Genomic DNA, 22,757 nt, shown 5'->3' on the forward strand with positions numbered 1-22,757 from the left:
AAACAGGGGAAAATTGCGCGTGAAGACCAGAAAAACAGTTAAAATTGTGCCTTATGGATTGATCAGTGCAAAAAAATATCATTCTTATCCTTGCATCCTCCGTGAAACTTCCGCACTTTCATAATTTTGCAATTTGCTCATAATATAGCTTTTATTCAATGGATTCTACAGCAAACTAGTTGTATAAAACGACAAAAGCCATAATTCTGTATAAAGCAAGGTGGGCTGTTTTATCCTTCTAAACCTTGATGCTAAGCTTCAAAGTGACTGCTCTGATGGAGGCGTCCCAATAAAGTACGTTTTTTCAAACAGTTAATGGGACTGAGCGCTGCTCTGTCGTAAACAGATATAAGCAAATGCATGTTGAGAACGGGAGAGGTTTCATCTCATTTTTAAGGGCGTGTATTGGATGCCATGTTCCAATGTACATACACACGTGTAAAAATTTTGTTTGAATTCTTTTGAAAATTGTGAGAGGAACATACAGTTTTATTGTATGGTGGAGTTGTTTAATGTATATCGCTGCGAGAAAGTTAGTAAGAACATGTGCTACGTTCATGGTGTGTTTTTTGCTCACATTATCTGGAGCTAGATCAAGCCCGGGCGGAGGACAGCAGATAGAAGAAATGGCGGCCAATAGTCTGTCTGTTTCCGATATTGAAAAAGTACACAATCGCACTAGAGGTGCAAAATCGGCTTTCCATAGTGAAATGCAGGAAAGGCGAGCACATGTGAATCTTGAAGTTATGTCTCTGTTTATAAAACTCGATAAAACACTGAGAGATGAACTTTTGAGTATGGAATTTATCAACGTTAAGGGTGAACAGTATTTTCATATAAAGACTATCTTTGAGTCTGATATTCCGACGTTTCAGCCTAATTTTCCGACGTATGCTACTTTCGGTGAGAATGCCCTAGATTTCTTCCTTGTTTTTGAAGAAAGATGTAAAAATCAAATTCTGAAGGTTGGAGAGATACTGAAAGTTCCAGAATATTTTTATTATAACGGGAAACTAGTCATGAACATGACAAAGGACCACGAAGGTGACGTGATATTTACTAGAGATTTTGATAAAACTTTAGAGTCTCTGGGATGCAAGGGGTTACCAGTCACTTTTCCCGGCAATAACTATATGAAAGCTAAGCAATGGGACGAGTTTATGTTGAGAGCGAAACGCTATGAAGCGAATGTCGAGGAGGGGATTTCGAGACTAAGATTATGCAATTTAAAAGAACTTATTCACGCAGTCGAACTCTATAGGAATTTTTTGAAAGCACTCAAAAAGCTTTGGAATTTGGGACTATAAAGGCATCTCAGGATGCACGAGCGACTGACATTTTATAGATAATATTATCTCGTCTGGCACCAATGGCAATGATCAGAATTTCTATCTTCTGAGAATAGACTTTGTATACAATTCTACTATTAGCAACACGAATTCTTCTACAGCTGATAGATAAGACGATGTAGTGGAGAGAGATGAAATTTTTTTCTTGTGGTCCCCAGCATTTTTTTAAAGTTTTTGAAAAAGCTCTGTGCCTCGCTACAACTATGGTGCCCAGAGACGGACTCGAACCATCGACACACGGATTTTCAGTCCGTTGCTCTACCAACTGAGCTACCTGGGCACACCCCATTGTCTATAGTGAAATCTATCCGGTCTGTCTAGGGAGATTTTGCAGGAAAATGCATCAGGCTTTTAACTTCATTCGTCCAAGGCGCAGCGCATTCAACACAATGGAAACAGAACTTAGGCTCATGGCAAGGCTTGCCAGCATGGGTGTAAGAAGAAGCCCTGTAAAGGGATAAAGAATGCCAGCCGCAATGGGAATGCAAAGAGAATTATACCCAAAGGCAAAAACTAGATTTTCTCGAATGTTCCGAATGGTGCCCTTACTAAGGGCATAAGCATTCAGGATGCCTTCCAGGTTTCCTTGTAATAGGGTCATGCTGGCACTTTCAATGGCTACATCAGTCCCCGTTCCCATGGCGAGTCCCACATTTGCTTGGGTGAGGGCAGGGGCATCGTTAATCCCATCGCCTGCCATGGCTACTATGCGGCCTTTGCCTTGAAGTTTCGAAATAAGTTCTGTCTTATCGGCGGGCAAAACACTTGCGTAGAATTCTTTGATACCCAGCTGATTGGCAACTTCTTTGGCCGTTATTTCATTATCACCAGTTGCCATGACGACGTGAATGCCGGCTCTCGTAAGCTTGGCCACGACTTCTCGTGTGCCTTCTTTGATGGGATCTGAGATGGCGAGAAGGCCGGAAAACTTTTTGTCTATGGCACAGAATAAAACGGTCTTGCCTTGGTTCCTAAGTTTATGGATAGTTTCTGTGGGGAGGATACCCTGTATTTTTGATTCTTCAAGAAACGCCTCATTTCCAATAATGACTTCCTTTTTTTGGACAATGCCTTTGATACCACGGCCAGAAATGTCTACGAAGTTGGAGAAGCTATGGAAGGCGATCTTTTTGTTCTTAGCGTATTTTACAATGGCCCGCGCGATAGGATGGTCACTGCCTTGCTCTAAGCTTCCAACGTACGCAATGAGTTCTTTTTCCTTCGTATTGTCGATAGGAATAACAGTGGTTAGCGTGGGGCGGCCCTCCGTTAAGGTGCCAGTTTTATCGACCACGATAGTATCTATTTTTTCCATGACCTCTAAAGCCTCAGCATTTTTAACCAAGACTCCCATGTGTGCGCCGCGACCAACGCTAACCATAATGGACATGGGTGTTGCCAATCCAAGGGCGCAGGGGCATGCAATAATGAGGACAGATACTGCAACCAAGGTGGCATGGTCAAACCTTGGATCGGGGCCAAAAAACACCCAAATGATGAAACTTAAAACAGAGATGGCCATGACAATGGGGACAAAGTATTCAGCAATTCTATCTACTAGGCCTTGAATTGGGGCTCGACTTCTTTGGGCCTGTTCGACCAGGGAAATAATTTGAGATAGCATGCTTTCATTGCCAACTCCTGTTGCCTTCATAATAAAGGTGCCACTGGTATTGACGGTTGCGCCTGTCACGTGTTGGCCTTCAGACTTGCCAACGGGGATGGGTTCTCCCGTTATCATGGATTCATCGACAACGCCCTTTCCCTCAACAACGATGCCGTCTACTGGTACTTTTTCACCGGCGCGAACCCGGAGCAAGTAACCCGCTTTGACTTGGTCCAAAGGAATGGATTCCTCGGATTTATTTTTCAAAATATGTATGGCCATTTTGGGAGAGAGATCTAGCAGGGCGCGAACGGCGCCGTGGGTTTTTTCTCGCGCGCTAATTTCTAAGACTTGTCCCAGGAGGACCAAAGTCGTGATGACTCCTGCCGCCTCAAAGTATAGGGGGACTTGGCCACTATGATCCTTAAAGGCCTCTGGTAGAAATTCTGGGAATAAAATGGCAAAAATACTATAGAAATAGGCAACGCCAATGCCGAGTGATATCAAACTAAACATATTGAGCCGCAAGCTGATAAAAGACGCATAGCCTTTTTTGAAAAAAGAGGCGCCGGCCCATAGAACCACAGGAGTTGCTAGGGCAAATGAGATCCAACCAGCATATCTGGATAGAAAGGCACTTTGAGCTATAAGATCTGTAAAATGTCCGCCCATCTCGAGGAAAAGAAGTGGGATGGAAAAGTTTAAGCTTATCCAAAAGCGGAGGGACATTTGAACGAGCTCCTGCGGAGGAGCATCCTCAAGGGGGATTCCTATAGGCTCTAGTGGCATGCCACAAATGGGACAATCACCCGGTTTTTCTTCTTGGATTTCCAGGTGCATGGGACATGTGTAGATGGGTGGCTTGGACATGGGGTTTCCCGGTTCTTATTTCACCCTATGAGAATAGCTTGCTTGGCATGGACCAGGATGTGAAACAGCCCGAACATTAAAATCTCCAAACGTCTTTAGAGTGTCTAGTTCTACGTATATTTTAGAAACGCGACCATTGGGCTGTTTGATTTTTAGTATAGTTCCCACTACTTCTTCTGGCGTGCTGACCCACAGCTCTCCCAATTTGTTGATAGTGATAAATTGAAGGGGCCAGGTTTCAGTTGTAGACTGATGTTTGAAGTTTTCGCTTTTGTGTTGGATTTGTATTGTATGCCCACGAGGGAGAAACTTGTCTTTATACGTGATAGTATGGTTGACACATTTTGTTCTACCGCCACTTCGGCTGCCAACCGTAGCCTGAGCATCTTGCAGCAGCGCGCAACCCAACATAACAAGCAAAAAATATTTTATCATGAGCACTCCCGCTACCACACTATCTAGCCTAATCGTCGCCTCTCTTGGAAGGGAAAGCAACCGAAAAATTACAAATTTGGCTATTGGAAAAGGCGAAAAACACTTATCTGGCCATATTATTGAGTGATGTTCCTTATGTTCACTTCTATCATTTTGTCGTTAAAAAAACTGTGTTCTCCCATTGGGAGAGAGATGCGATTTAGTTTCAATTCGGGAGAATGAAGCATAATTCTGCTGGGTATTGAATCGTTTTTGGAGGTGAATTTAACGCGATAAATAGCTGTAGGAAGACCTAGAGGACCTTTAGACGGGATTTGTTTCCAAAGTCGTGCTATTTGTCTTTCCCTTCCCAGTGTTGCCAAAATTTTTTCAGGAGGTGCTTTAATGGGCATAAGTGATTTTATTGTAAACGTTATAAAAACCGTTGCTTCTGATGGGCTATTCCATGCCATAAGCATAAGTACGATTAGATAGACCGTTTTTCCCACTCGCATCATCTCCTCCTTTTTTTATTCTACGTCATTTTCCCTTGCATAGGGGGAGAAAATAGAGCTATAGATTATTTATATTTCACACGCGGGAAATGTGGAGATATTTTGAGTCGCAAGATGAAGATGTTTTCGCTCCGGTGTCAGAGGCGGTCCTTTGATCACTATTCCGCGGAGGTTAAACCGGAAAAACTAGGAGAATCCTATGCCCATACCTGAATTTAGTTTGCGTCAGCTTATAGAGAGTGGTGTCCATTTTGGTCATCGACCACGCCGCTGGAATCCCAAAATGGCCCCTTATCTTTTTGGTGTCCGAAACGGTATTCACATCATTGATCTCGAGCAAACAGTTCCGCTGTTACACGAAGCCCTAAAAGCATTACACGATGTGGTTTCCACTGGTGGCCGTGTTCTTTTTGTTGGCACAAAAAGACAGGCTGCAGAGAAAATTGCTGAAACAGCTACACGCTGTGGTCAGTATTACGTGAACCACAGGTGGCTTGGTGGTATGATGACGAACTGGAAAACAATTTCCCTATCCATTAAGCGTCTCAAAGATATGGACAAACAAATTGAAGATATTGAGGGGCTTGGACTCACGAAAAAAGAGATTTTGAAGCTAGAACGTGAACGCAGTAAATTGCAGCTGACCCTTGGTGGTGTTGCAGAGATGGGTGGTGTTCCAGATATGGTTTTTGTCGTGGATACGAATAGAGATTCTATTGCGGTTGACGAAGCTCACAGCCTTAATATTCCTGTGATAGGAGTCTTAGATAGTAATTCAAATCCAGACAAGATTACCTATCCAGTTCCCGGAAATGATGATGCCCGTCGCTCCATCAATCTGTACTGCAACTTACTTGCGGAAACGGTGTTGGATGGATTGCAAGTGCACATGGCATCGGCCGGAATTGACGTGGGTTCTGCGGAAGATGTGTCAGAAATTGTCCAGGAAGAAGAGGCTCTTAAATTAGCAGAAGATGTCGCAAAAGCATCCCCTAAAGACGCGAAGGGGGCTCCTGAGATCCAAGGCACTAAGGAGACAAAGAATGTTGTTGCAAGCCAGGATTCAGAGAAGGGTGTAGCCAAAAAGAAAGAAGAAGCTATAGCAAAAGAAACCCTTGAGAAAATGACTTCAACGGCAAAGAAGGCTGCTGCACCTGAAGCTGCACCTGCTGCAAAGAAAGCCACGCCTTCAACGGCAGAGAAGGCTACTGCGCCTAAAGCTGCTCTTGCTGCAAAGAAGGCCACGCCTTCAACAGCAAAGAAGGCTGCTGCCCCTAAAGCTGAACCTGCTGCAAAGAAGGCCACGCCTTCAACGGTAAAGAAGGCTGCTGCCCCTAAAGCTATACCTGCTGCTAAGAAGGTGACGAAAGCAAAGGCTGCACCAAAAGAAAAGGCTCCTGTGAAAGTTAAGGCCTAGGCTCCGTTTAAATATCTAATGCAAATTTTATAGAGGATAAAGTTATGACGAAACCCATTACGGCCGGAATGGTTAGAGAGCTCCGTGAAATGACAGGAGCCGGAATGATGGATTGTAAAAAGGCGCTTACCGAGACTAAAGGAGAGACAGAGGCAGCAGTTGACTGGCTCAGAAAAAAAGGACTCTCTTCAGCTGGTAAAAAGTCTGCACGTGTTGCCGCCGATGGGTTGGTGGGTGTCCTGACCAATGAAAAGGTTGGGGCTATTGTGGAAGTCAATTCAGAGACAGACTTTGTTGCCCGAAATGATCAATTCCAGGGATTTGTGAAAGAAGTTACACAGCTAGTGCTGGATAACGATGTTGATGTAGAGAAACTAAAGACTCTCAAAGTGCCTTCTTCTGGGCGGACCGTTCAAGAAGAGATTACCCATTTGATTGCAGTCATTGGAGAGAATATGGCTCTAAGGCGGGTTGGTCGTTTGGAAGTTAAAGAGGGTGTTGTTTCCTCTTACATGCATAATGCCATTGCTCCAAACCTTGGAAAAATTGGTGTGTTAGTGGCTCTAGAAGCGCCTGCTAAGACCGAAGAACTACAGGCTTTTGCCAAATCTCTTTCTATGCATGTTGCCGCGGCAAAACCGGAATATCTTTCTATAGAAGATATTTCTGCTGATGCTTTAAAGCGTGAGCGCACAGTTCTAATGGAGCAAGCAAAAGCCTCTGGGCAGCCCGACAACATTATTGAAAAGATAATTGAGGGTCGTATCCGCAAATTTTATGAAGAGGTGGTTCTTCATGAGCAAGTTTATGTTATAGATGGAAAGACGAAAGTAAATAAACTCGTAAAAGCTCACAAAGGAGAGCCCAAAATTGCCGGATTCTTCAGGTACGGACTTGGCGAAGGGATTGAAAAAGAAGCGACGGACTTTGCAGAAGAAGTTGCCGCTCAAGCAAATAAATAAGCTTGTAAATAAATTTGGCGAGTGAATAAACTAAAGATAGATAGGATACATTTTGCAAAAAACGGCAGGCCAAACTATCGGGGCAGCATCTACTTATAAGCGGATTATGCTTAAGATTTCGGGTGAAGCTCTTATGGGAGATGAGGCTTTTGGACTTGAGCAGGATGCTGTAGGGCAGATAGTCCAAGATTTGCTTGCTGTTTACAAAATGGGTATAGAAGTGTGCCTTGTCGTCGGCGGAGGGAATATTTTCAGAGGTATTTCCGGTGTTGAAAAGGGGATCGATCGTGCGACCGGGGATTACATGGGAATGTTATCTACCGTGATCAATGCGCTGGCACTTCAAAGCGAGTTAGAGAAGGTCGGGGTTGATACCCGTGTTATTTCTGCTATCAGCATGTCTGCTATTTGTGAGCCATATGTACAACGTCGTGCCATTCGTCACTTGGAAAAGGGGAGAATTGTCATCTTTGCGGCAGGAACTGGCAATCCCTTTTTCTCTACGGATACGGCAGCGGCTTTAAGAGCATCAGAGATGAAATGTAATGTCCTTATGAAGGGGACTAAAGTAGACGGTGTTTATAGTGCAGATCCTGTAAAAATAAAAGACGCCACTCGATATGAGCGCTTGTCCTACTTGGAGGTTTTATCCAAGGATCTTAAAGTTATGGACGCTGCGGCGGTGAGTCTTGCTAGAGAGAATGGAATCCCCATTGTTGTTTTTTCTATTCGGAAGCAAGGAGCCCTTGTGGACGTTGTTAACGGCAAGGGTGATTTTACGATTGTGTCAGACGAATGAAAGAGGAAATTATGGGTGCCACTGAAAATATAGCTGACTTGAAGAGACGTATGGAAAAGTCTGTAGAAGCGCTTCGAAAGGAATTTTCTGGCTTAAGGGCAGGACGTGCCTCCATGAGTCTTTTGGAGCCAGTCTCTGTAGAAGGTTATGGTTCTAAATTGCCCATTGATCAGGTTGGAACCATAGGAATCCCTGAAAGCAGATTAATAACGGTTCAAGTCTGGGATCAAACCCTCGTTAAGAATGTTGAGAAAGCTATTCGAGACGCAGGGCTAGGCCTTAACCCTGTGGCCGAGGGAAATCTTGTTCGCATTCCATTGCCTGATTTAAGCGAGGAACGTCGCAAAGAGTTGGTGAAAGTTGCCGCAAAATATTCAGAGCAGGCTCGCATTAGTATCCGCAATGTTAGGCGTGATGGAATGGATTCCCTAAAGCGCCTTGAAAAAGAAGGGGAACTCTCTGAAGATGAACTACACAGGTTGTCTGGAGAAGTGCAAAATTTGACGGATCTTCATATTAAACAAGTTGATGAGTCTCTTCATAAGAAAGAGAATGAAATTTTACAGCGCTAGATTTTAGAATGGTTTCTTCTTCAGAGTCAGCACAATCACAGACAAAAGTACCCGCATCGTCTTCAAAAAAACTTGAACATATTGCAGTTGTTATGGATGGCAACCAGCGTTGGGCCGTTGCGAATAATAAGTCTGTCAGTGAAGGGCATAGACGTGGGGCTGAAACATTAAAAAATGTTATCAGAGGAGCAGCGGAGCTTGGCGTAAAGTATCTAACAGTCTACGCTTTTTCTACGGAAAACTGGGATCGTCCCGACGACGAAGTTTCGGGGCTAATGGAAATATTACAGTACCATTTGTTGAATAGTGTTGATGAAATAAACGAAAACGGTGTTCGACTAAAATTTATTGGAGACCGTTCAAAGCTGGATCCAGAATTGTTACCGCTTTTGGATGAAGCGCTACGTCAGACGAAGGACAACAAAACCATAACGCTTGTTATTGCCTTTAATTATGGCGGACGTAGTGAAATTGTAAGGGCTGTCAAGAAGTTGGCGAAAGAAGTTCTTGCAGATAAAGTTTCTCCAGAGGATGTAACTGAGGCTTTTTTCGAGGAATATCTGGATACCCGAGGCATACCAGATCCGGACATTTTCATTCGCCCTGCGGGGGAAAAGAGGATCAGCAATTTCCTTCTTTGGCAATCTGCGTATACTGAGTTTATATTTACAGATGTTATGTGGCCAGACTTTTCTAAAGAACATCTAGAAAAAGCTATTCAAGAATTTGGAGAGAGAAATCGTCGCTATGGATCTCGTTAAGATGTTTCAAGGCCAAGTTTTGCAACGGATTATATCTGCTGTTGTCATTTTGTTGCTTGCTTTTATCCCCATGCTCTACGGCCCCCCCCTTTTAGATATTCTTCTTTTTGTGATTGTGGGATTATTAAGTTTCGAATGGGTATCTCTTTACGCAAAGGATAGGGTTCCTTTCACACTAGCTATTGCGATTCCAACCGTGCTGGCCCTTATGTCTTCTCTCTATATTAGTTATGATTTTGCGCCTTTTGTCTTTTTGTTGGCCCTTCTTTATGTATTTTTAATTCTAAAGGGGTCGATTCAGCAAAAAGTCTGGACATTCTTTGGACTTCTGTACATAGGCTGTCCCCTTATTGCCTTAATATGGATTCTTACTTCTGTGCCCCAGGGGCTTGTTTTATTGTTTTGGATCGTTGCGATAGTAACATCTAACGATGCGGGGGCTTACTTTATTGGCTCATATATAAAAGGGCCAAGGTTATGGCCTGTCATCAGTCCAAATAAGACGTGGAGTGGCCTTGTGGGAGGGCTTTTTATTGGAGGACTTGTGGGTGTTCTGATTCCACTTGTCTTCTCGTCTTATTTTGGGGGAACGTTGTGGCAATTTTTGCTTTTTTCAATGATTGTGAGTCTTTTGTCAGTGGGGGGAGATTTACTCGAATCACGGATCAAGAGAATTTGGAAGGTGAAAGATAGTGGGACTCTGATCCCAGGGCACGGCGGTTTATTGGATCGTTTGGACGCCTATTTAATAGTTCTTCCTGGGATTGTGATATTTAATTTGCTTTTTTCTAAACTTTTCCCTTTTTTTTCCTTTTCTTTTTTGCGATAAGTGACACAGACAATATTTCAACTATGGGGGATAAGGCTCTCCTTCCGCTGTAAAGAATAATAGGGAAATTATAGAAAAACATGGAAATTCTGGCTGGTATTTCAGGATATGTAGTACCATTTTTGGTTATATTAACCATCTTAGTTTTTATTCACGAATTGGGTCATTATTTAGTTGCTCGTCATAATGGCGTTTATGTAGAAGTCTTTTCCGTTGGGTTTGGGCCAGAAATATTCGGATGGACGGATAAGAAAAAGACCCGTTGGCGTGTAAGCCTTATTCCTTTCGGGGGATATGTTCGAATGTTTGGGGATCAAGATGAAGCAAGTACCCCCGACCAGAAGGCTCTCAAAAAAATGACGGCGGCTGAAAAGTCTAGGTCTCTCCATTATAAATCTGTTTGGCAGCGTATTGCCGTTTCGGCAGCGGGTCCCCTTGCCAATTATTTGCTGGCAATCGTATTGTTAACGGGGCTTTATGCCACAGTAGGACAGAGGTACATATCTCCTAAAATTGGGACTGTTCAAGAAGAAAGCGCAGCAGAAAAAGCTGGATTACAGGTTGGGGATAGAATTCTGGAAATTGAGAGTACTCCTATTACACAGTTTGATGATTTGCAGAAAATAGTCTCACAAAGTGCGGATAAGCCACTAACCGTTATTATTCAGCGCGAATCGGAAGACATGACCATTATCGTTACACCCGATCTGAAAGAAGTTACTGATGTTTTTGGGGAAACTCAAAAAGTTGGAATAATGGGAATTTCACCAGCCGGTATTGAGTTTGTGCGCAGGAATCCCATGTACGCTTTATGGTATTCCATTAAAGATACAGCCTCATTTACGGGCCAGACCCTTGAGGCTCTTGGGCAAATGATTGTTGGAAAGAGAAGTGCCGATGGACTAGCGGGGCCTCTCAGAATTGCTCAGCTCTCTGGCGAAGTATCGAAGGCAGGCATTCCTGCAATGATATGGTTCATGGCTATTCTCTCTATAAGTTTGGGTTTAATTAACTTCTTTCCAGTCCCTATGTTAGACGGAGGCCACTTGCTTTTCTATTTCATTGAAGCTGCGAGAGGGAAGCCTGTCAGCGAAAAAGTTCAAGAATACGCGTTTCGAGTTGGTTTCTTTATCATAATCGGCTTGATGGCATTTGCCATGTGGAACGACATCGTACATTTAAAGGTTTTTCAATACCTATGGTCATGGTTTTAGTAATGAAGATCTTAACTATAACGTATTGAATTCTGGTGCAAACTTAAGGAGAGCAAAGTGAAAATTAAAGTCAGCTACCGGGTCATTATGGGTATAATGTGTTCTGTTATATTTTCAGGTTCGGGCGTGTTTTCCACTCTTGCATCTGCCGAAGCAATTTCGCAAATTGTTGTTGAAGGCAATCAAAGAATTGAACCAGAGACAATTGCTTCCTATATGAAGCTGAAAAGGGGAGATCAGTACGATGAGGTCCGTGTTGAAGAGTCTCTTAAGTCACTTTATAAAACAGGCCTATTTACGGATGTTAATATTGAGCAAAAAGGCAGTGTCTTGGTTGTTAAGGTGCTTGAAAACCCTATTATCAATCGCATTGCTTTTGAAGGAAACCAACGTGTTTCTGATAAAATATTGAAGGCGGAAGTGAAACTTCGGCCTCGCATGGCGTTTAACCGATCTAAAATTCAAGAAGAGCAACAACGCCTGTTACATATCTACCGACTTTCAGGTCGATTTGCGGCCACGGTTGAACCCAAAATTATAAAACTAGCTGAGAATAGAGTTGATCTAGTATTTGAAATAAATGAAGGTCCACAGACCACTATTCGTAAAATTGTATTCGTCGGAAACAAGAGATTTAGCGATAGCCGCCTAGAGTCTATCATTCAGACAAAAGAGTCGCGCTGGTATCGATTCTTTACATCAGATGATACCTACGACCCAGATCGTTTGGCGGCTGACCAAGAGATATTGCGCAGATATTATCTTAAAAATGGTTATGCTGATTTTAGAGTAAAGTCTGCTGTGGCTGAGCTAAGCCCCAACAAGGAAGACTTTTTTATTACCTTCACCATTGATGAAGGAGAGCGCTATAAGTTTGGGAAAGTTGGCGTGAATAGTAAAATTCCGTCCCTTCCGTCTGATGACTTTACCGATGCGCTTACCATGGAAGAGGGCGATTGGTATAATAGCCAGGAGCTTGAAAAAACGATTGATAATATTATGAGGATTGCTGGAGATCAGGGCTATGCCTTTGCGGATCCACAGCCGAAGGTCAATAGGAACAAGGAAGAGCACACCATCGATGTTACTTTTGATATTGAAGAAGGATCAAAGGTTTTCATTGGACAAATTGATATTATTGGAAACACGCGTACCTTAGATTCTGTTATTCGACGAGAGTTTAGGCTGGCTGAAGGGGATCCCTTTAATCAAACGAAACTGCTCAGGTCTGAACAGCGTATTCGAAACCTTGGCTATTTTAAGAAGGTTAGTATTTATAAAGAACAGGGCGATGCCCCTGACAAGGTGAATATCAAGGTTGCTGTTGAAGAACAGTCTACGGGTGAGCTAAACATTGCAGGTGGTTTCTCGCCTCAAGCAGGTCCCTTGGCGAACTTTGCGATTCATGAACGTAACCTGATGGGTAAAGGGCAACGTATTGGAATTGATACCGTTATTGCTAAGCGAACAAAGTCTGTCGACTTGAGCTTTGCAGAGCCCTACTTCTTGGATCGAGAGTTGGAAGCCGGTGTTAATATTTATGGCCGAAAGGACAGCTTTGATCGTGAGAGTTCTTATGAAGAAAGAACAACGGGTCTAACAACTTGGTTGAAATACCACATTAATGAGCCTCTTACGCAGAAGCTTGCCTATAATATCAACATGGACAAGATTTCCAATTTGGGCGACGGTACTTCCGAGTTCATTAAGGAACAGCCTCGTAGGGCAACGACATCTGCTGTATCTCAGACATTGGCCTATGACATGAGAGATTTTGCCATTGATCCGACCTCTGGCTATATTGTAAGCCTCTATAACCAATTTGCTGGTGTGGGTGGTACCACAAGATATTCCAAGAATATCGTGTCTGGTGCTTACTATATACCGCTTGAAGAAGAGGTTACCCTTGGTTTGAGCGCGCAGTCGGGTATCATATTAGGACTTGGTAAGACGACACGCATTACGGATCGTTTCTCTTTGGGTGGCTTTCTGTTGCGAGGTTTTGACTTTTCTGGTGTAGGCCCAAGGGATCGAAGGGGTTCACAAGATGCCCTTGGCGGTATGAAATATTACCAAAGTTCAGCCGAAGTTACTTTTCCTATTGGACTTCCTAATGAATTTGGTATAAAAGGAGCTGCATTCGTTGATGCGGGTAGTTTGTGGGACGCTCAAAAGTCCAACCCTAATATCTTTGATGATAGCTCATTCAGAGCATCAACAGGTCTAGGGTTACAGTGGTCGTCTCCATTTGGGCCAATAAGGCTTGATTATGGTTTCCCTCTCAAGAAGCGAAGCCTTGATAAAACGCGTAACTTGTTGTTTGGATTTACAAGTCGTTTTTAAATTTAGAAGGAGTGAAAAACGAGATGAAGATATTAAAGGTTACTTTACTAAGCGCAGTGGTTGCTGCATTTGGATTTACAGCTGCTCAGGCGGCCCTTCCAGCCCCAACCATCGGTGTTGTTGATAAGATGTCCATTCTTCAAAAGCTGCCAGTTATTGAAAAGCTTAAAAAGGATGTTGAGTCTCATCAAGGTGCATTCAAAGCTGAATTAGCTAAGTATGAGAAAGATTTCAGAGCAGCTGAAGAAAAACTTCAAGAAGATCAGAAGAAGCTTTCTCAAGACGAACTTGCCAAGAAATATGATGCATACCAAAAGCGTTTAGTTGAGGTAAACAAAATCATCAAAGACAGAAAAGAAAAACTTGAAAAGCCATTCGTTGACGCTATGACCAAAGTTGACACGGCAATTCAGGAAGCTGTCAGCAAAGTGGCAAAAGAGAAAGGACTAAACCTTGTTCTTTATCCAATGTCTGTCGCTTATGCGGATAGTGAATTGAATGTTACAGACGAAGTGGCAGCAATTGTTAAAAAGACATTGCCTGAAATTAAAATTGAAGCACCTAAGAAGTAGTAGATGCCGAATCAAAGGTTCTACACTAATAAGGGCCCATTTCCTCTTGGAAAACTAGTAGAATTATCAAATTCTACTTTCTGCGAGGGAGTGGGTTCTCAGGTTAAAAATGCCCAAATTAAAGATGTTGCTTTCATTAGCAACGCCGAACTGGGGACTGTTACCTATTGCTCAGATCCTCGTTTGTTAGATAGCTTAACAAACACCGAGGCAACAGCGTGCATCATATCGCAAAAGAATCTTGAGAGTTTGCCTGAAAACGTTATTCCAATCCTCAATGAGCAGCCCCAGCGAGCCTATGCTAAAATAGCATCTACCATGTATCCTACTGAGTGCAATCAACTTTTACATACTGGAGCATCTGTAGATGCGACGGCTAAAGTTGATTCTTCTGCTATTATTTGTTCAGGGGTTGTTGTTGGCCCTGGTGCCGAAATCGGTGCAAATGTCACCATTGGTCCCAATTCCGTGATTGGAAAGGGAGTGATTATTGGTCAAAATACATCCATTGATTCAAATGTTTCCATTTCCCATTCAATAATTGGGTCTTCTGTTAAAATACTTGCTGGGGCTCGAATTGGACAAGAAGGATTTGGTTTCATTATGGATGATGAAGGCTATCTTTCTATTCCCCAGCTTGGATGTGTCAGAATTGCAGACAATGTCGAAATAGGGGCCAATACAACTATTGATAGGGGGTCACTCTCCGATACGACAATTGGAACGGGAACTCGCATCGACAATTTGGTTCAAATTGCACATAATGTGCAAATAGGTAAAGGATGTGTTATTGTCGCGCAGGTAGGTATAGCTGGAAGCACAGTTATAGGCGATTATGCGGCATTGGCTGGCCAAGCTGGCATAGCTCAGCATTTGAAAATAGGAAAAGGGGCAAGAGTGGCGGCCCAAGGCGGGGTTATTCGAGATGTGCGCGAAGGAGAGACAATTTCTGGAACTCCAGCCATCCCTATCATGGAGTGGCGCCGTCAGCATGTTGCTTTGTCCAAGTTAAGTCAAAAGAGAAAAGGTGATCTATGACCGGTAAAACATCCATAGAAGCTAAGTCAGTTGCTTCAAGTGATTCTACAACTGAGGAAATCGGAATTGAACGCATTCAAGAAATGCTTCCCCATCGTTTTCCCATGGTTATGATTGATCGCGTAGAAAATGTCGTCCCCAATGAAAGTGCCATTGGCATTAAAAATGTTTCCATCAATGAATGGTTTTTCCAGGGACATTTTCCTGAAAAGCCAGTTATGCCCGGTGTCTTGATAATTGAAGCAATGGCGCAAACGGCTGCTGTCCTTGTGGTTAGGACTATGGGGCCAGATTTTGAGGGGAAGTTAGTCTATTTCATGTCCATTGAAGATGCCCGATTTAGAAAGCCAGTAGTTCCTGGGGACACGCTGCGACTTCATGTCACGAAGCAGCGACAACGTGCGAATGTATGGCGTTTTAAAGCAGAAGCCTACGTAAAGGAATCACTGGTTGCGGAAGCTGGTTATACCGCAATGTTAATGGAAGAATAAATGTCTATAAACATTCATCCCTCTGCAGTGGTAGAAGAGGGCGTAACTCTTTCAGACAATGTTACCATTGGCCCCTATTGTGTGGTTGGAAACGATGTGACTTTGGGAGAAGGCGTCACCCTCGTATCACACGTGACTGTTTCGGGAAATACATCCATAGGTGCTAATACAACAGTCTATCCCTTTGCTGCTTTGGGCTTCCCCCCCCAATCCCTCAAATATAAAGGCGAGCCTTCAGATTTAGTCATTGGAGAGAATAACGTTATTCGTGAGCATGTAACCATTCATCCGGGGACAGAACACGGAACGCGCATCGGAAACGATGGTTTGTTCATGGTGGCGTGTCATGTTGGACATGATTGCGAGATCGGAAATAACGTTATCATGTGCAATAATGCGACCTTGGGAGGGCATGTGATCGTCGGTGATCATGTTTATATCGGCGGACTTTCTGCCGTCCACCAATTTGTTCGCATAGGCCAGCAGGCAATTATCGGAGGAATGTCCGGCGTTGAAAATGATGTCATCCCATACGGATCTGTCATGGGAGAGAGAGCGCGATTGTCTGGACTAAATATCGTCGGCCTTAAACGGCGCGGGTTTTCTCGTGAAATGATTCATGCATTACGAAGCGCCTATCGTCTTTTGTTTGCCAATGAGGGGACCATGGCAGAGCGAATTGCCGATGTTTCTGACCATTTTAAGGATCAAGAAGCAGTAGCAGATATCATTCTTTTCATGAAAAGTGATGCGAGCCGGGCCTATTGTTTGCCAAAGGAATTGAAGTAGCCAATGTTACCTAAATTGGGACTCATCGCGGGGAACGGGGAACTTCCTCGTCAAGTTGTTGAGTGCTGCCAAAAAAAGGGGCGAGAACTGTTTGTAATTGCCCTGGAAGGGCAGGCGGATAGTTGTTTGTTTGATCAGTATTCGGTTGCTCATACTTGGAAGCGTATTGGGGCTTTAGGGGCTTCTCTAAAGGCGCTGAAAGAGGCTGCGGTAGAAGAAGTCATCATGGTAGGAAATGTTCGTAGGCCGTCTTGGAAAGAGCTTCGTCCTGATTTTTTTGCGTCAAAGCTTTTGACCACGAAAGGACTTAAGAATTTTGGGGACGATGCCCTCCTTAAACTAGTCATTCGAGAAGTGGAAAAGAAAGGGTTTAAAGTGGTAGGTGTCCAAGATGTTTTAAAAGATATCCTGATGCCAGCGTCAACACTAGGGCCTTCTGAACCAGATGCAGAGGCTTTACAAGACATTGAACGGGGTGTTCAAATTTTAGAAGCCCTTGGACAGTCTGATGTTGGACAGGCGGTCGTGATTCAGCAGGGGCTTGTCTTGGGAATAGAAGCCATCGAAGGGACCCAGAATTTAATAAAGCGCTGTGCAGAATATAAACGCGCGGGCCCAGGGGGCATTCTTGTAAAACTTTCAAAGTCCGGTCAAGAAAATCGCGTGGATCTTCCTACCCTAGGACCTGATACCATAAAACAAGCTGCCCAATCAGGCCTCCGTGGGATTGCCGTTGAAGCGGGCAAAACGCTCATTGTGAACCGAGAACAGGTAGAAATACTGCTAGAGTCTCAGGGCCTCTTTCTGGTGGGCATTGATAGAAAGGTCGTTCTTCGATGAAAGGGCCGACTTTTTTTCTATTAGCAGGAGAGCCCTCCGGTGATTTTATTGGGGCCCATTTGATGAAGGCGCTTAAGCAAAAGTACGGCAAAGGCCTCCGTATCATTGGCATTGGGGGGCCGCAGATGGAAAAGGAAGGCTTGCAGAGTCTGGTTCCCATGAAGTCGCTCTCAGTTATTGGCATTACGGAAATTATTCCTCAAGCCTTGGGATTGTTAAAAAAAATTCGTGAAACGGCAGATTTTATCAAAAAAGAAAAACCCGATGCCGTCATTACCATAGACCTTCCGGCCTTTAGCTTTAGGCTGGGAAAGAAGTTGAAAGAAACGGGCATTCCCCATATTCATTATGGAGCACCGACAGTTTGGGCTTGGCGTCCTCGACGCGCGCGGATGATTTCCAAGTTTTTGACCCATTTACTGACCCTGTTTCCATTTGAACCGCCTTATTTTACCAAGCACGGCTTGCCCACAACCTTTGTCGGGGATCCTGTTTTAGAGGCTGGATTTGATCAGGGACATGGAGAAGCTTTTCGTAAAAGGCACAATATCCCAAAAGACGCTGTTCTATTGTGCATGCTTCCTGGCAGTCGGAAAAGTGAAGTATCGCAGCTAGCGCCAATTTTTGCTGACACGGTCAGAAAGTTGCAGAGACAGTTTCCCAAACTGCATATAGTAATTCCCACCGTTTCAAATGTATCCCATATGATTGGGAGTTTGACAAAAGACATAACGTGCCCCTCCGTTATTATTACTCATGAGACGGAAAAGGCCGATGCCTTTGCCGCAAGTGATGTGGCTCTAGCAGCCTCTGGTTCAGTGGCCTTAGAGCTTGCCTGTGCTCAGCTGCCCATGGTTATTACCTACAAAGCATCGATGCTGACATTTTGGATCGTCCAGAGAATGATCAAAGTGCCTTATGCGTGCATGATTAATATCTTGCTCAATCGGTCCGTTGTTCCCGAATATCTTCAGGAAAATTGTGAGCCAGAGAAGCTTTCTAGGGCCATTTCTACCCTACTGACGGATAAGGCACTGCGACAAAAGCAAGTGCAGGGTCTGAAAAAGGCCAAGGAACTGCTGAAATCAAAGGAAGAGCTTCCAAGCGTACAAGCAGCAAATGTTATTGGTGATATAATTGGCGGTGATGGGAAGAGGTTCCTGTCAATAACACGTAAAGATGTCCGCCTTTAGCACACTAGTTGTCCGATTCTCGGTCCCCCATGGGAGGAGGTCAACTGACAGAGCTAGGGCAAATAGCTCTAAAAGTTTATAAACCAGAATTGCCCGCTCCTTAAAACGCTGGCGAGCTTAGGCACAAGAGCCCCTTCATGGTCGTTTGCTTCATGAATTAGACTCTTGTTTCCGATTTGTGCGCTTTATTATGTTATACCCAAAGAGTAGAAAACGAAAAGGGAGGAAGTATTATGAAAATCCAGTGGAAAAATATTGCGCACCGCGCTGTTCTAATAGTGGGTGTGAGCCTTATCTTGCTTTGTGGTTTTAGTCCACAACTTGTCTTCGCTGATTGTATGAACGTTTGTCAGCATCAAAGCGATCAAGACTGTAACGCATGCCTCAGAGCAGAAGGTTGGTAAGTATGCCTCAGAAATGAAAGTTATTGAGGTACTCACTCTGCCTCCAGGTCGTCTCGTTGGTTCCCGATCCTGTTTTCCGCCTCAGTGGCGTCCACCCTGCGAATTCCCCTAAATAAACCTCGACGTCGGGCTTCGAAAGTTTATCCCGTCTGGATGGATCTATCCTCATGTCCTCACCTCTATTACCTTTCGCAATCCCTCTTCCGGGCCCTCCTTATTCGCACCTGCCCTAGCTATCTTCCTGAGCAATCCCCCGTCTAGAAGAAAGCTCAAAATTAACAAGTCTCCGCCACGACCATCTCACTTTCAAAAAAAGAGGGAAGGACTTAAAGAGGTCACTTGACAGAGCCATGCATTAAGGCAAATATTGGCGAACGTTTATAAAAAAGAATAGGGTGCTATGAAGAAAATTATTACGTGGTTTTTGATTGCAGACGGGGCAAGGGCCCGATTGTTTAAAAACGAAGGGCCTGGGAAAGGAATTCAGGCTGTCTTTGAAGATGAGTTTATTGGAAATTTTCTGCCTACCCGTGACTTGGTAAGTGATCGACCCGGGCGGACCTTCGATAGCAACGGTCCTGGACGTCATTCAATGTCGGCACCCAGTGATGCTCACAGAATGGCCAAGAAAGATTTTGCCCGCCAAGTTGTTGGGATTCTTGAGAATGGAAATGTTTTTGATCGCCTGGTCATCGTGGCACCTGCCAAAGCTCTGGGAGATATCAGAAGTGTTTTGTCGAAAGGCTCTCAAGAGAAAATCACGGGCGAAATTACCAAAGATCTAACCAATATCTCTATAAATGACCTGCCCAAGCATCTGAGTCAGCTAAATATAGTTATTTAAGTCTGACTAAGCCATAATTATTGCATTTTAGAGCAGTTTTCCTTAAAACCTATAAACGGAAGGTTTTAACTTTTAGCCGTTTGGGGATTTAAAGAAAATGAAGTTTATTTTAGTAAGCATATTTAGTCTTGTTGCGTTTGACGCTGTTGCTATCTCCGCTTCGAATGAATTCATACCCGTTGGCAGCACCATGCGACCATCTAACGTGCGCATAGAAATCAAGAATGAGGCCATGGAGGACAATGAGAGGGTTCTTGAGACAGCTTATGGAGATAGGCATTCTAAGGTAATTTTTAAAATAGTTCCGGATAGTCGACAGATGTTGCCACTTGTCGAGCATATAAAGCTTCCCCCCATATATAGTAGAGGTATTGTAACCACGTGTGATTATTCCTATATAAATGTTCCCTCTTCCATCTATGTTTCTGTTCAAAAATGCGTCCCTTTGTATGCCGGGGCATTTCATCCGGGAGAGGTTCTAGCTAGAACAGAGTCTTCTTCCAGTTCAATATGGGAGTCTGAAATAGGTTTTGCTAATTTTTTCTTGACCCTAAAAAAAGGACCTAATGGATACCAGTTGGATCTTCAGAATTCTGCGCAGTGAATTCGATCACACGGTTCATAGGGGATGTGCCGTAAAATATTCCTCTCAAAGCCTTTTTAAGATTTTTTCCTATAACGATCATAGTGTAGAGACCAGGGCCGTTTTCCCTGATCTTGCCCCACAGTTTTAATGATTATTTTGTCGTTGTTGATCCAGATAGCATGAGCTCCGTGCCACCAAATATCAAAACGATCGATGATCTTGGGATTCGTGCCCATGTGGTTGCCCAGGTGTTTACCCATGCGTTTACAAAGTGATTTGTGCCAAAAAAGAGGTGCTTCGGAAATAATAAGGGAAGCCCAGGGGCAATAGTATCTGATATTTTCAGGATCCTTTATAAAGGCAATTGTCTGGGAATCTTTTTTGTATGTGCAGCCCATTGGCTTGCAGGAGAGTGGTGATGTGGCATTTTTTTCGTAGGGCCAGAGCTGGTTCGAGAGAGCCCCCATTCGTTCCATCCAGAGGGCTTGTGTAAAGAGGGACGATCTGTCTGTAGATCCATGAAGGGTATCTCCGTGCAGAACACTTACAACTTTACCATCTCCAGATATGAGGATATCCGGCTGTGTTTGAAAGAGGGGCATGGTGAAGGCAAGTACCATAGGCACAATGCCCCAGTAACGCCATGGTTTTTGCCACAAACAAAGCCAGAGCGCGCCAGAGGTAAACAGAATCAGATAGGACAGTGGAAAGGCTTGGACTTTCATGACGGCACCGGGCCATTGGGAAACAATAGTTGCAACGGTAATAAGATAGCTAATTCCCAGTCCCATTAAGCGGAGGGGCCACTCTTCAAGGCCAACGGGCATCAATAGGACGCCAATGAGGCCAAGTGGCAGGATCCAAAATCCTGTAAGGGGAATCCCCACTATATTTGCGGGAAGGGATTGGAGGGTAAATCGATGGAAAGTATATAGGCTGTATGGCGTTGTGGCCATGGTTGCAACCAGGCTGGTTATGATGATGCCAAATAAGTAAAAGGCTCCCTTTTTAAAGAGATGTGCGTTTGTACTCCAATGGAGTAGCTTGACCCTATTTCCCTCATAAAGCGCGATGAGGGCGATAACCGCGGCAAAGGATAACTGAAAACTAGGAGAGAGCAAGTTTTCTGGGCGAAGCATGAGGATAACAATGGCCGCAATGGCAACGGATCTCATAGACAAGGCAATTCGATCCAATAGGATGGCAAGCATAACTATGCTGATCATCATAAAAGATCTTTGCGCAGGAGGCCCCATTCCCGAGAGCAACAGATAACAGAAACTGCCAACGAGAGCGACAATTGCGGCGCCCTTTTTTGTCTTAAACCTTAGGGAGACAATTGGAATGAGGGCAAGGCCAACTCTAATAATAAGAAATATAGTGCCTGCAATGAGACTTAGATGGAGGCCTGAGATGGCTAAAATATGGGCAATACCCGCATTGGCGAAGGCCTCTCGAACAGAAGGCGCAATGGTGCCTTTTTCTCCTGTAATAAGGGCGCTGGCAATGGCTCCCTTTTGACCCGGCAGGATGGTGTGGAGGCGTTTTGTCAGAGTGTGTCGCAAATTTGTGAGCCAGAGAAAGAAAGAGGTGTTGCCTCTATCCTCAATAATTTCTGGAACGGTGAATCCATAGGCTGTGGCTGAAAACTGCCGAAAATAAGCCGCTCGTCGAAAGTCAAAACTTCCTGGAAGAACCGGGCTCGTCACTGGCCCAATCATGCCGCGCGTTGATATGACTTGCCCAGCGTGATAGGGGGGCAGATCCTTTAGTCGCAGCGTTAATCTGATTCGTTTTGGCAGGGGAGGGACTGTTCTTGAAGGATCCCAGAGGGTGATATCTTTATAGCTGACGTCTTTTAAGAACAGTCTTTCTCCAAAGGGAGTGGATTGTACGTTTTCGATAGTCCCACGCATGGAGAGGGATCCAACTTTCTTTTCCAACATGGGCTCAAGGATACTGGAGGTGCGATAGATAGCTGCGGTAAAGCCAACCAGAATGAAGCTAATAGAGAGTAACGGGATATAAAGGCGACCCATTCGCCGGCATAAAGATGTGAAGAGGCAACAGCAGGTGGATAAAATGAGGCATGGGATTAAAGGTGGTTCAATTGGGAGCGCGAAGTAAATTCCAATGCCACAGCCTAGGGCGACTGGGATCCAAAGGATCCAACGGTCTTTCTCATCTTGCAGTAGATTTGAAATTTTCTCAAATAACATGCGCCCAAGTTCCAATAACCAAAATAGGGAATAGTATTTCGAATTTTTTTAGGATGAAAAAGCGTCTTGTGTCCGGTATTCCTTTTTTTCACGGCTCGGAAAAAGGGGCTCGATGCTGGGAGAGATGTGG

The 22,757-nt window shown here is 44.1% G+C and carries 22 protein-coding genes and 1 tRNA gene; 17 read left to right on the plus strand and 6 right to left on the minus strand.

Annotated elements, in window-relative coordinates; translation table 11 throughout:
• The first annotated feature begins 512 nt into the window (after positions 1-512).
• Positions 513-1,307, plus strand: a complete 795-nt coding sequence (locus tag HOL16_04375; GenBank protein ID MBT5389928.1) for a hypothetical protein — start codon at positions 513-515, stop codon at positions 1,305-1,307.
• 246 nt (positions 1,308-1,553) lie between these two features.
• On the opposite strand, the gene HOL16_04380 is transcribed toward HOL16_04375, so the two are convergent.
• The 4 genes from HOL16_04380 to HOL16_04395 form a co-directional block, all read right to left on the minus strand.
• Positions 1,554-1,629, minus strand: a tRNA-Phe gene (locus tag HOL16_04380).
• A 63-nt stretch (positions 1,630-1,692) separates the two neighbouring features.
• Positions 1,693-3,825 (minus strand): copper-translocating P-type ATPase, encoded by a 2,133-nt coding sequence (locus HOL16_04385; protein MBT5389929.1) that lies wholly within the window; start codon positions 3,823-3,825, stop codon positions 1,693-1,695.
• A 15-nt stretch (positions 3,826-3,840) separates the two neighbouring features.
• Positions 3,841-4,260 carry a hypothetical protein gene (locus HOL16_04390; GenBank protein ID MBT5389930.1) on the minus strand — a complete coding sequence of 140 codons (420 nt, stop codon included), beginning with the start codon at positions 4,258-4,260 and terminating at the stop codon, positions 3,841-3,843.
• A 116-nt stretch (positions 4,261-4,376) separates the two neighbouring features.
• Complete coding sequence (locus tag HOL16_04395; GenBank protein ID MBT5389931.1) at positions 4,377-4,754, minus strand: hypothetical protein; 378 nt, start codon at positions 4,752-4,754, stop codon at positions 4,377-4,379.
• 199 nt (positions 4,755-4,953) lie between these two features.
• On the opposite strand from HOL16_04395, the gene rpsB reads away from it, so the two are divergent.
• The 14 genes from rpsB to lpxB all read left to right on the plus strand — a co-directional run bounded on the left by rpsB (position 4,954) and on the right by lpxB (position 18,574).
• Positions 4,954-6,171, plus strand: a complete 1,218-nt coding sequence (rpsB, locus tag HOL16_04400; protein ID MBT5389932.1) for a 30S ribosomal protein S2 — start codon at positions 4,954-4,956, stop codon at positions 6,169-6,171.
• 44 nt (positions 6,172-6,215) lie between these two features.
• A complete protein-coding gene (locus tag HOL16_04405; protein ID MBT5389933.1) occupies positions 6,216-7,133 on the plus strand; it encodes an elongation factor Ts in 918 nt (305 codons plus the stop codon).
• Between the two features lie 106 nt (positions 7,134-7,239).
• Positions 7,240-7,932 carry a UMP kinase gene (locus HOL16_04410; protein ID MBT5389934.1) on the plus strand — a complete coding sequence of 231 codons (693 nt, stop codon included), beginning with the start codon at positions 7,240-7,242 and terminating at the stop codon, positions 7,930-7,932.
• 11 nt (positions 7,933-7,943) lie between these two features.
• Positions 7,944-8,504 (plus strand): ribosome recycling factor, encoded by a 561-nt coding sequence (frr, locus tag HOL16_04415; GenBank protein ID MBT5389935.1) that lies wholly within the window; start codon positions 7,944-7,946, stop codon positions 8,502-8,504.
• Between the two features lie 8 nt (positions 8,505-8,512).
• Positions 8,513-9,265, plus strand: a complete 753-nt coding sequence (locus HOL16_04420; GenBank protein MBT5389936.1) for an isoprenyl transferase — start codon at positions 8,513-8,515, stop codon at positions 9,263-9,265.
• Positions 9,252-10,094, plus strand: coding sequence for a phosphatidate cytidylyltransferase (locus HOL16_04425; GenBank protein ID MBT5389937.1), 843 nt, complete (start codon positions 9,252-9,254; stop codon positions 10,092-10,094). Before HOL16_04420 ends, HOL16_04425 begins: the two co-directional genes overlap by 14 nt.
• An 80-nt stretch (positions 10,095-10,174) precedes the next feature.
• Entirely contained in the window at positions 10,175-11,308 is a 1,134-nt protein-coding gene (gene rseP, locus HOL16_04430; protein MBT5389938.1) for an RIP metalloprotease RseP, read from the plus strand.
• A 57-nt stretch (positions 11,309-11,365) separates the two neighbouring features.
• A complete protein-coding gene (gene bamA / locus HOL16_04435; protein ID MBT5389939.1) occupies positions 11,366-13,651 on the plus strand; it encodes an outer membrane protein assembly factor BamA in 2,286 nt (761 codons plus the stop codon).
• A 23-nt stretch (positions 13,652-13,674) separates the two neighbouring features.
• Positions 13,675-14,223 carry an OmpH family outer membrane protein gene (locus HOL16_04440; protein MBT5389940.1) on the plus strand — a complete coding sequence of 183 codons (549 nt, stop codon included), beginning with the start codon at positions 13,675-13,677 and terminating at the stop codon, positions 14,221-14,223.
• Between the two features lie 3 nt (positions 14,224-14,226).
• Positions 14,227-15,261: a UDP-3-O-(3-hydroxymyristoyl)glucosamine N-acyltransferase gene (gene lpxD / locus HOL16_04445; GenBank protein MBT5389941.1), complete on the plus strand. Its 1,035-nt coding sequence runs from the start codon at positions 14,227-14,229 to the stop codon at positions 15,259-15,261.
• Positions 15,258-15,752, plus strand: coding sequence for a 3-hydroxyacyl-ACP dehydratase FabZ (gene fabZ, locus HOL16_04450; protein MBT5389942.1), 495 nt, complete (start codon positions 15,258-15,260; stop codon positions 15,750-15,752). The genes lpxD and fabZ overlap by 4 nt, the downstream gene beginning before the upstream one ends.
• The gene (gene lpxA / locus HOL16_04455; protein ID MBT5389943.1) at positions 15,753-16,541 is read left to right on the plus strand and encodes an acyl-ACP--UDP-N-acetylglucosamine O-acyltransferase; all 789 of its coding nucleotides are present in this window, start codon (positions 15,753-15,755) and stop codon (positions 16,539-16,541) included.
• 3 nt (positions 16,542-16,544) lie between these two features.
• Positions 16,545-17,381 (plus strand): UDP-2,3-diacylglucosamine diphosphatase LpxI, encoded by an 837-nt coding sequence (gene lpxI / locus HOL16_04460; protein ID MBT5389944.1) that lies wholly within the window; start codon positions 16,545-16,547, stop codon positions 17,379-17,381.
• Entirely contained in the window at positions 17,378-18,574 is a 1,197-nt protein-coding gene (gene lpxB, locus HOL16_04465) for a lipid-A-disaccharide synthase (GenBank protein MBT5389945.1), read from the plus strand. The genes lpxI and lpxB overlap by 4 nt, the downstream gene beginning before the upstream one ends.
• Positions 18,575-18,846: 272 nt before the next feature.
• Here the strand turns inward: lpxB and HOL16_04470 are convergent, their stop codons facing one another.
• The gene (locus tag HOL16_04470) at positions 18,847-19,014 is read right to left on the minus strand and encodes a hypothetical protein (protein MBT5389946.1); all 168 of its coding nucleotides are present in this window, start codon (positions 19,012-19,014) and stop codon (positions 18,847-18,849) included.
• 364 nt (positions 19,015-19,378) lie between these two features.
• Between HOL16_04470 and HOL16_04475 the strand changes: the two genes are divergently transcribed.
• Together HOL16_04475 and HOL16_04480 are read left to right on the plus strand one after the other, a co-directional pair.
• A complete protein-coding gene (locus tag HOL16_04475) occupies positions 19,379-19,822 on the plus strand; it encodes a host attachment protein (GenBank protein ID MBT5389947.1) in 444 nt (147 codons plus the stop codon).
• A 97-nt stretch (positions 19,823-19,919) separates the two neighbouring features.
• A complete protein-coding gene (locus HOL16_04480) occupies positions 19,920-20,426 on the plus strand; it encodes a hypothetical protein (protein ID MBT5389948.1) in 507 nt (168 codons plus the stop codon).
• A 56-nt stretch (positions 20,427-20,482) separates the two neighbouring features.
• Here the strand turns inward: HOL16_04480 and HOL16_04485 are convergent, their stop codons facing one another.
• On the minus strand, positions 20,483-22,627 hold the full coding sequence (locus HOL16_04485) for a ComEC family competence protein (GenBank protein MBT5389949.1): 2,145 nt from the start codon (positions 22,625-22,627) through the stop codon (positions 20,483-20,485).
• Between the last annotated feature and the right edge of the window lie 130 nt (positions 22,628-22,757).

The sequence above is a fragment of the Alphaproteobacteria bacterium genome (genome assembly GCA_018662925.1).
Lineage (GTDB): Bacteria > Pseudomonadota > Alphaproteobacteria > 16-39-46 > JABJFC01 > JABJFC01.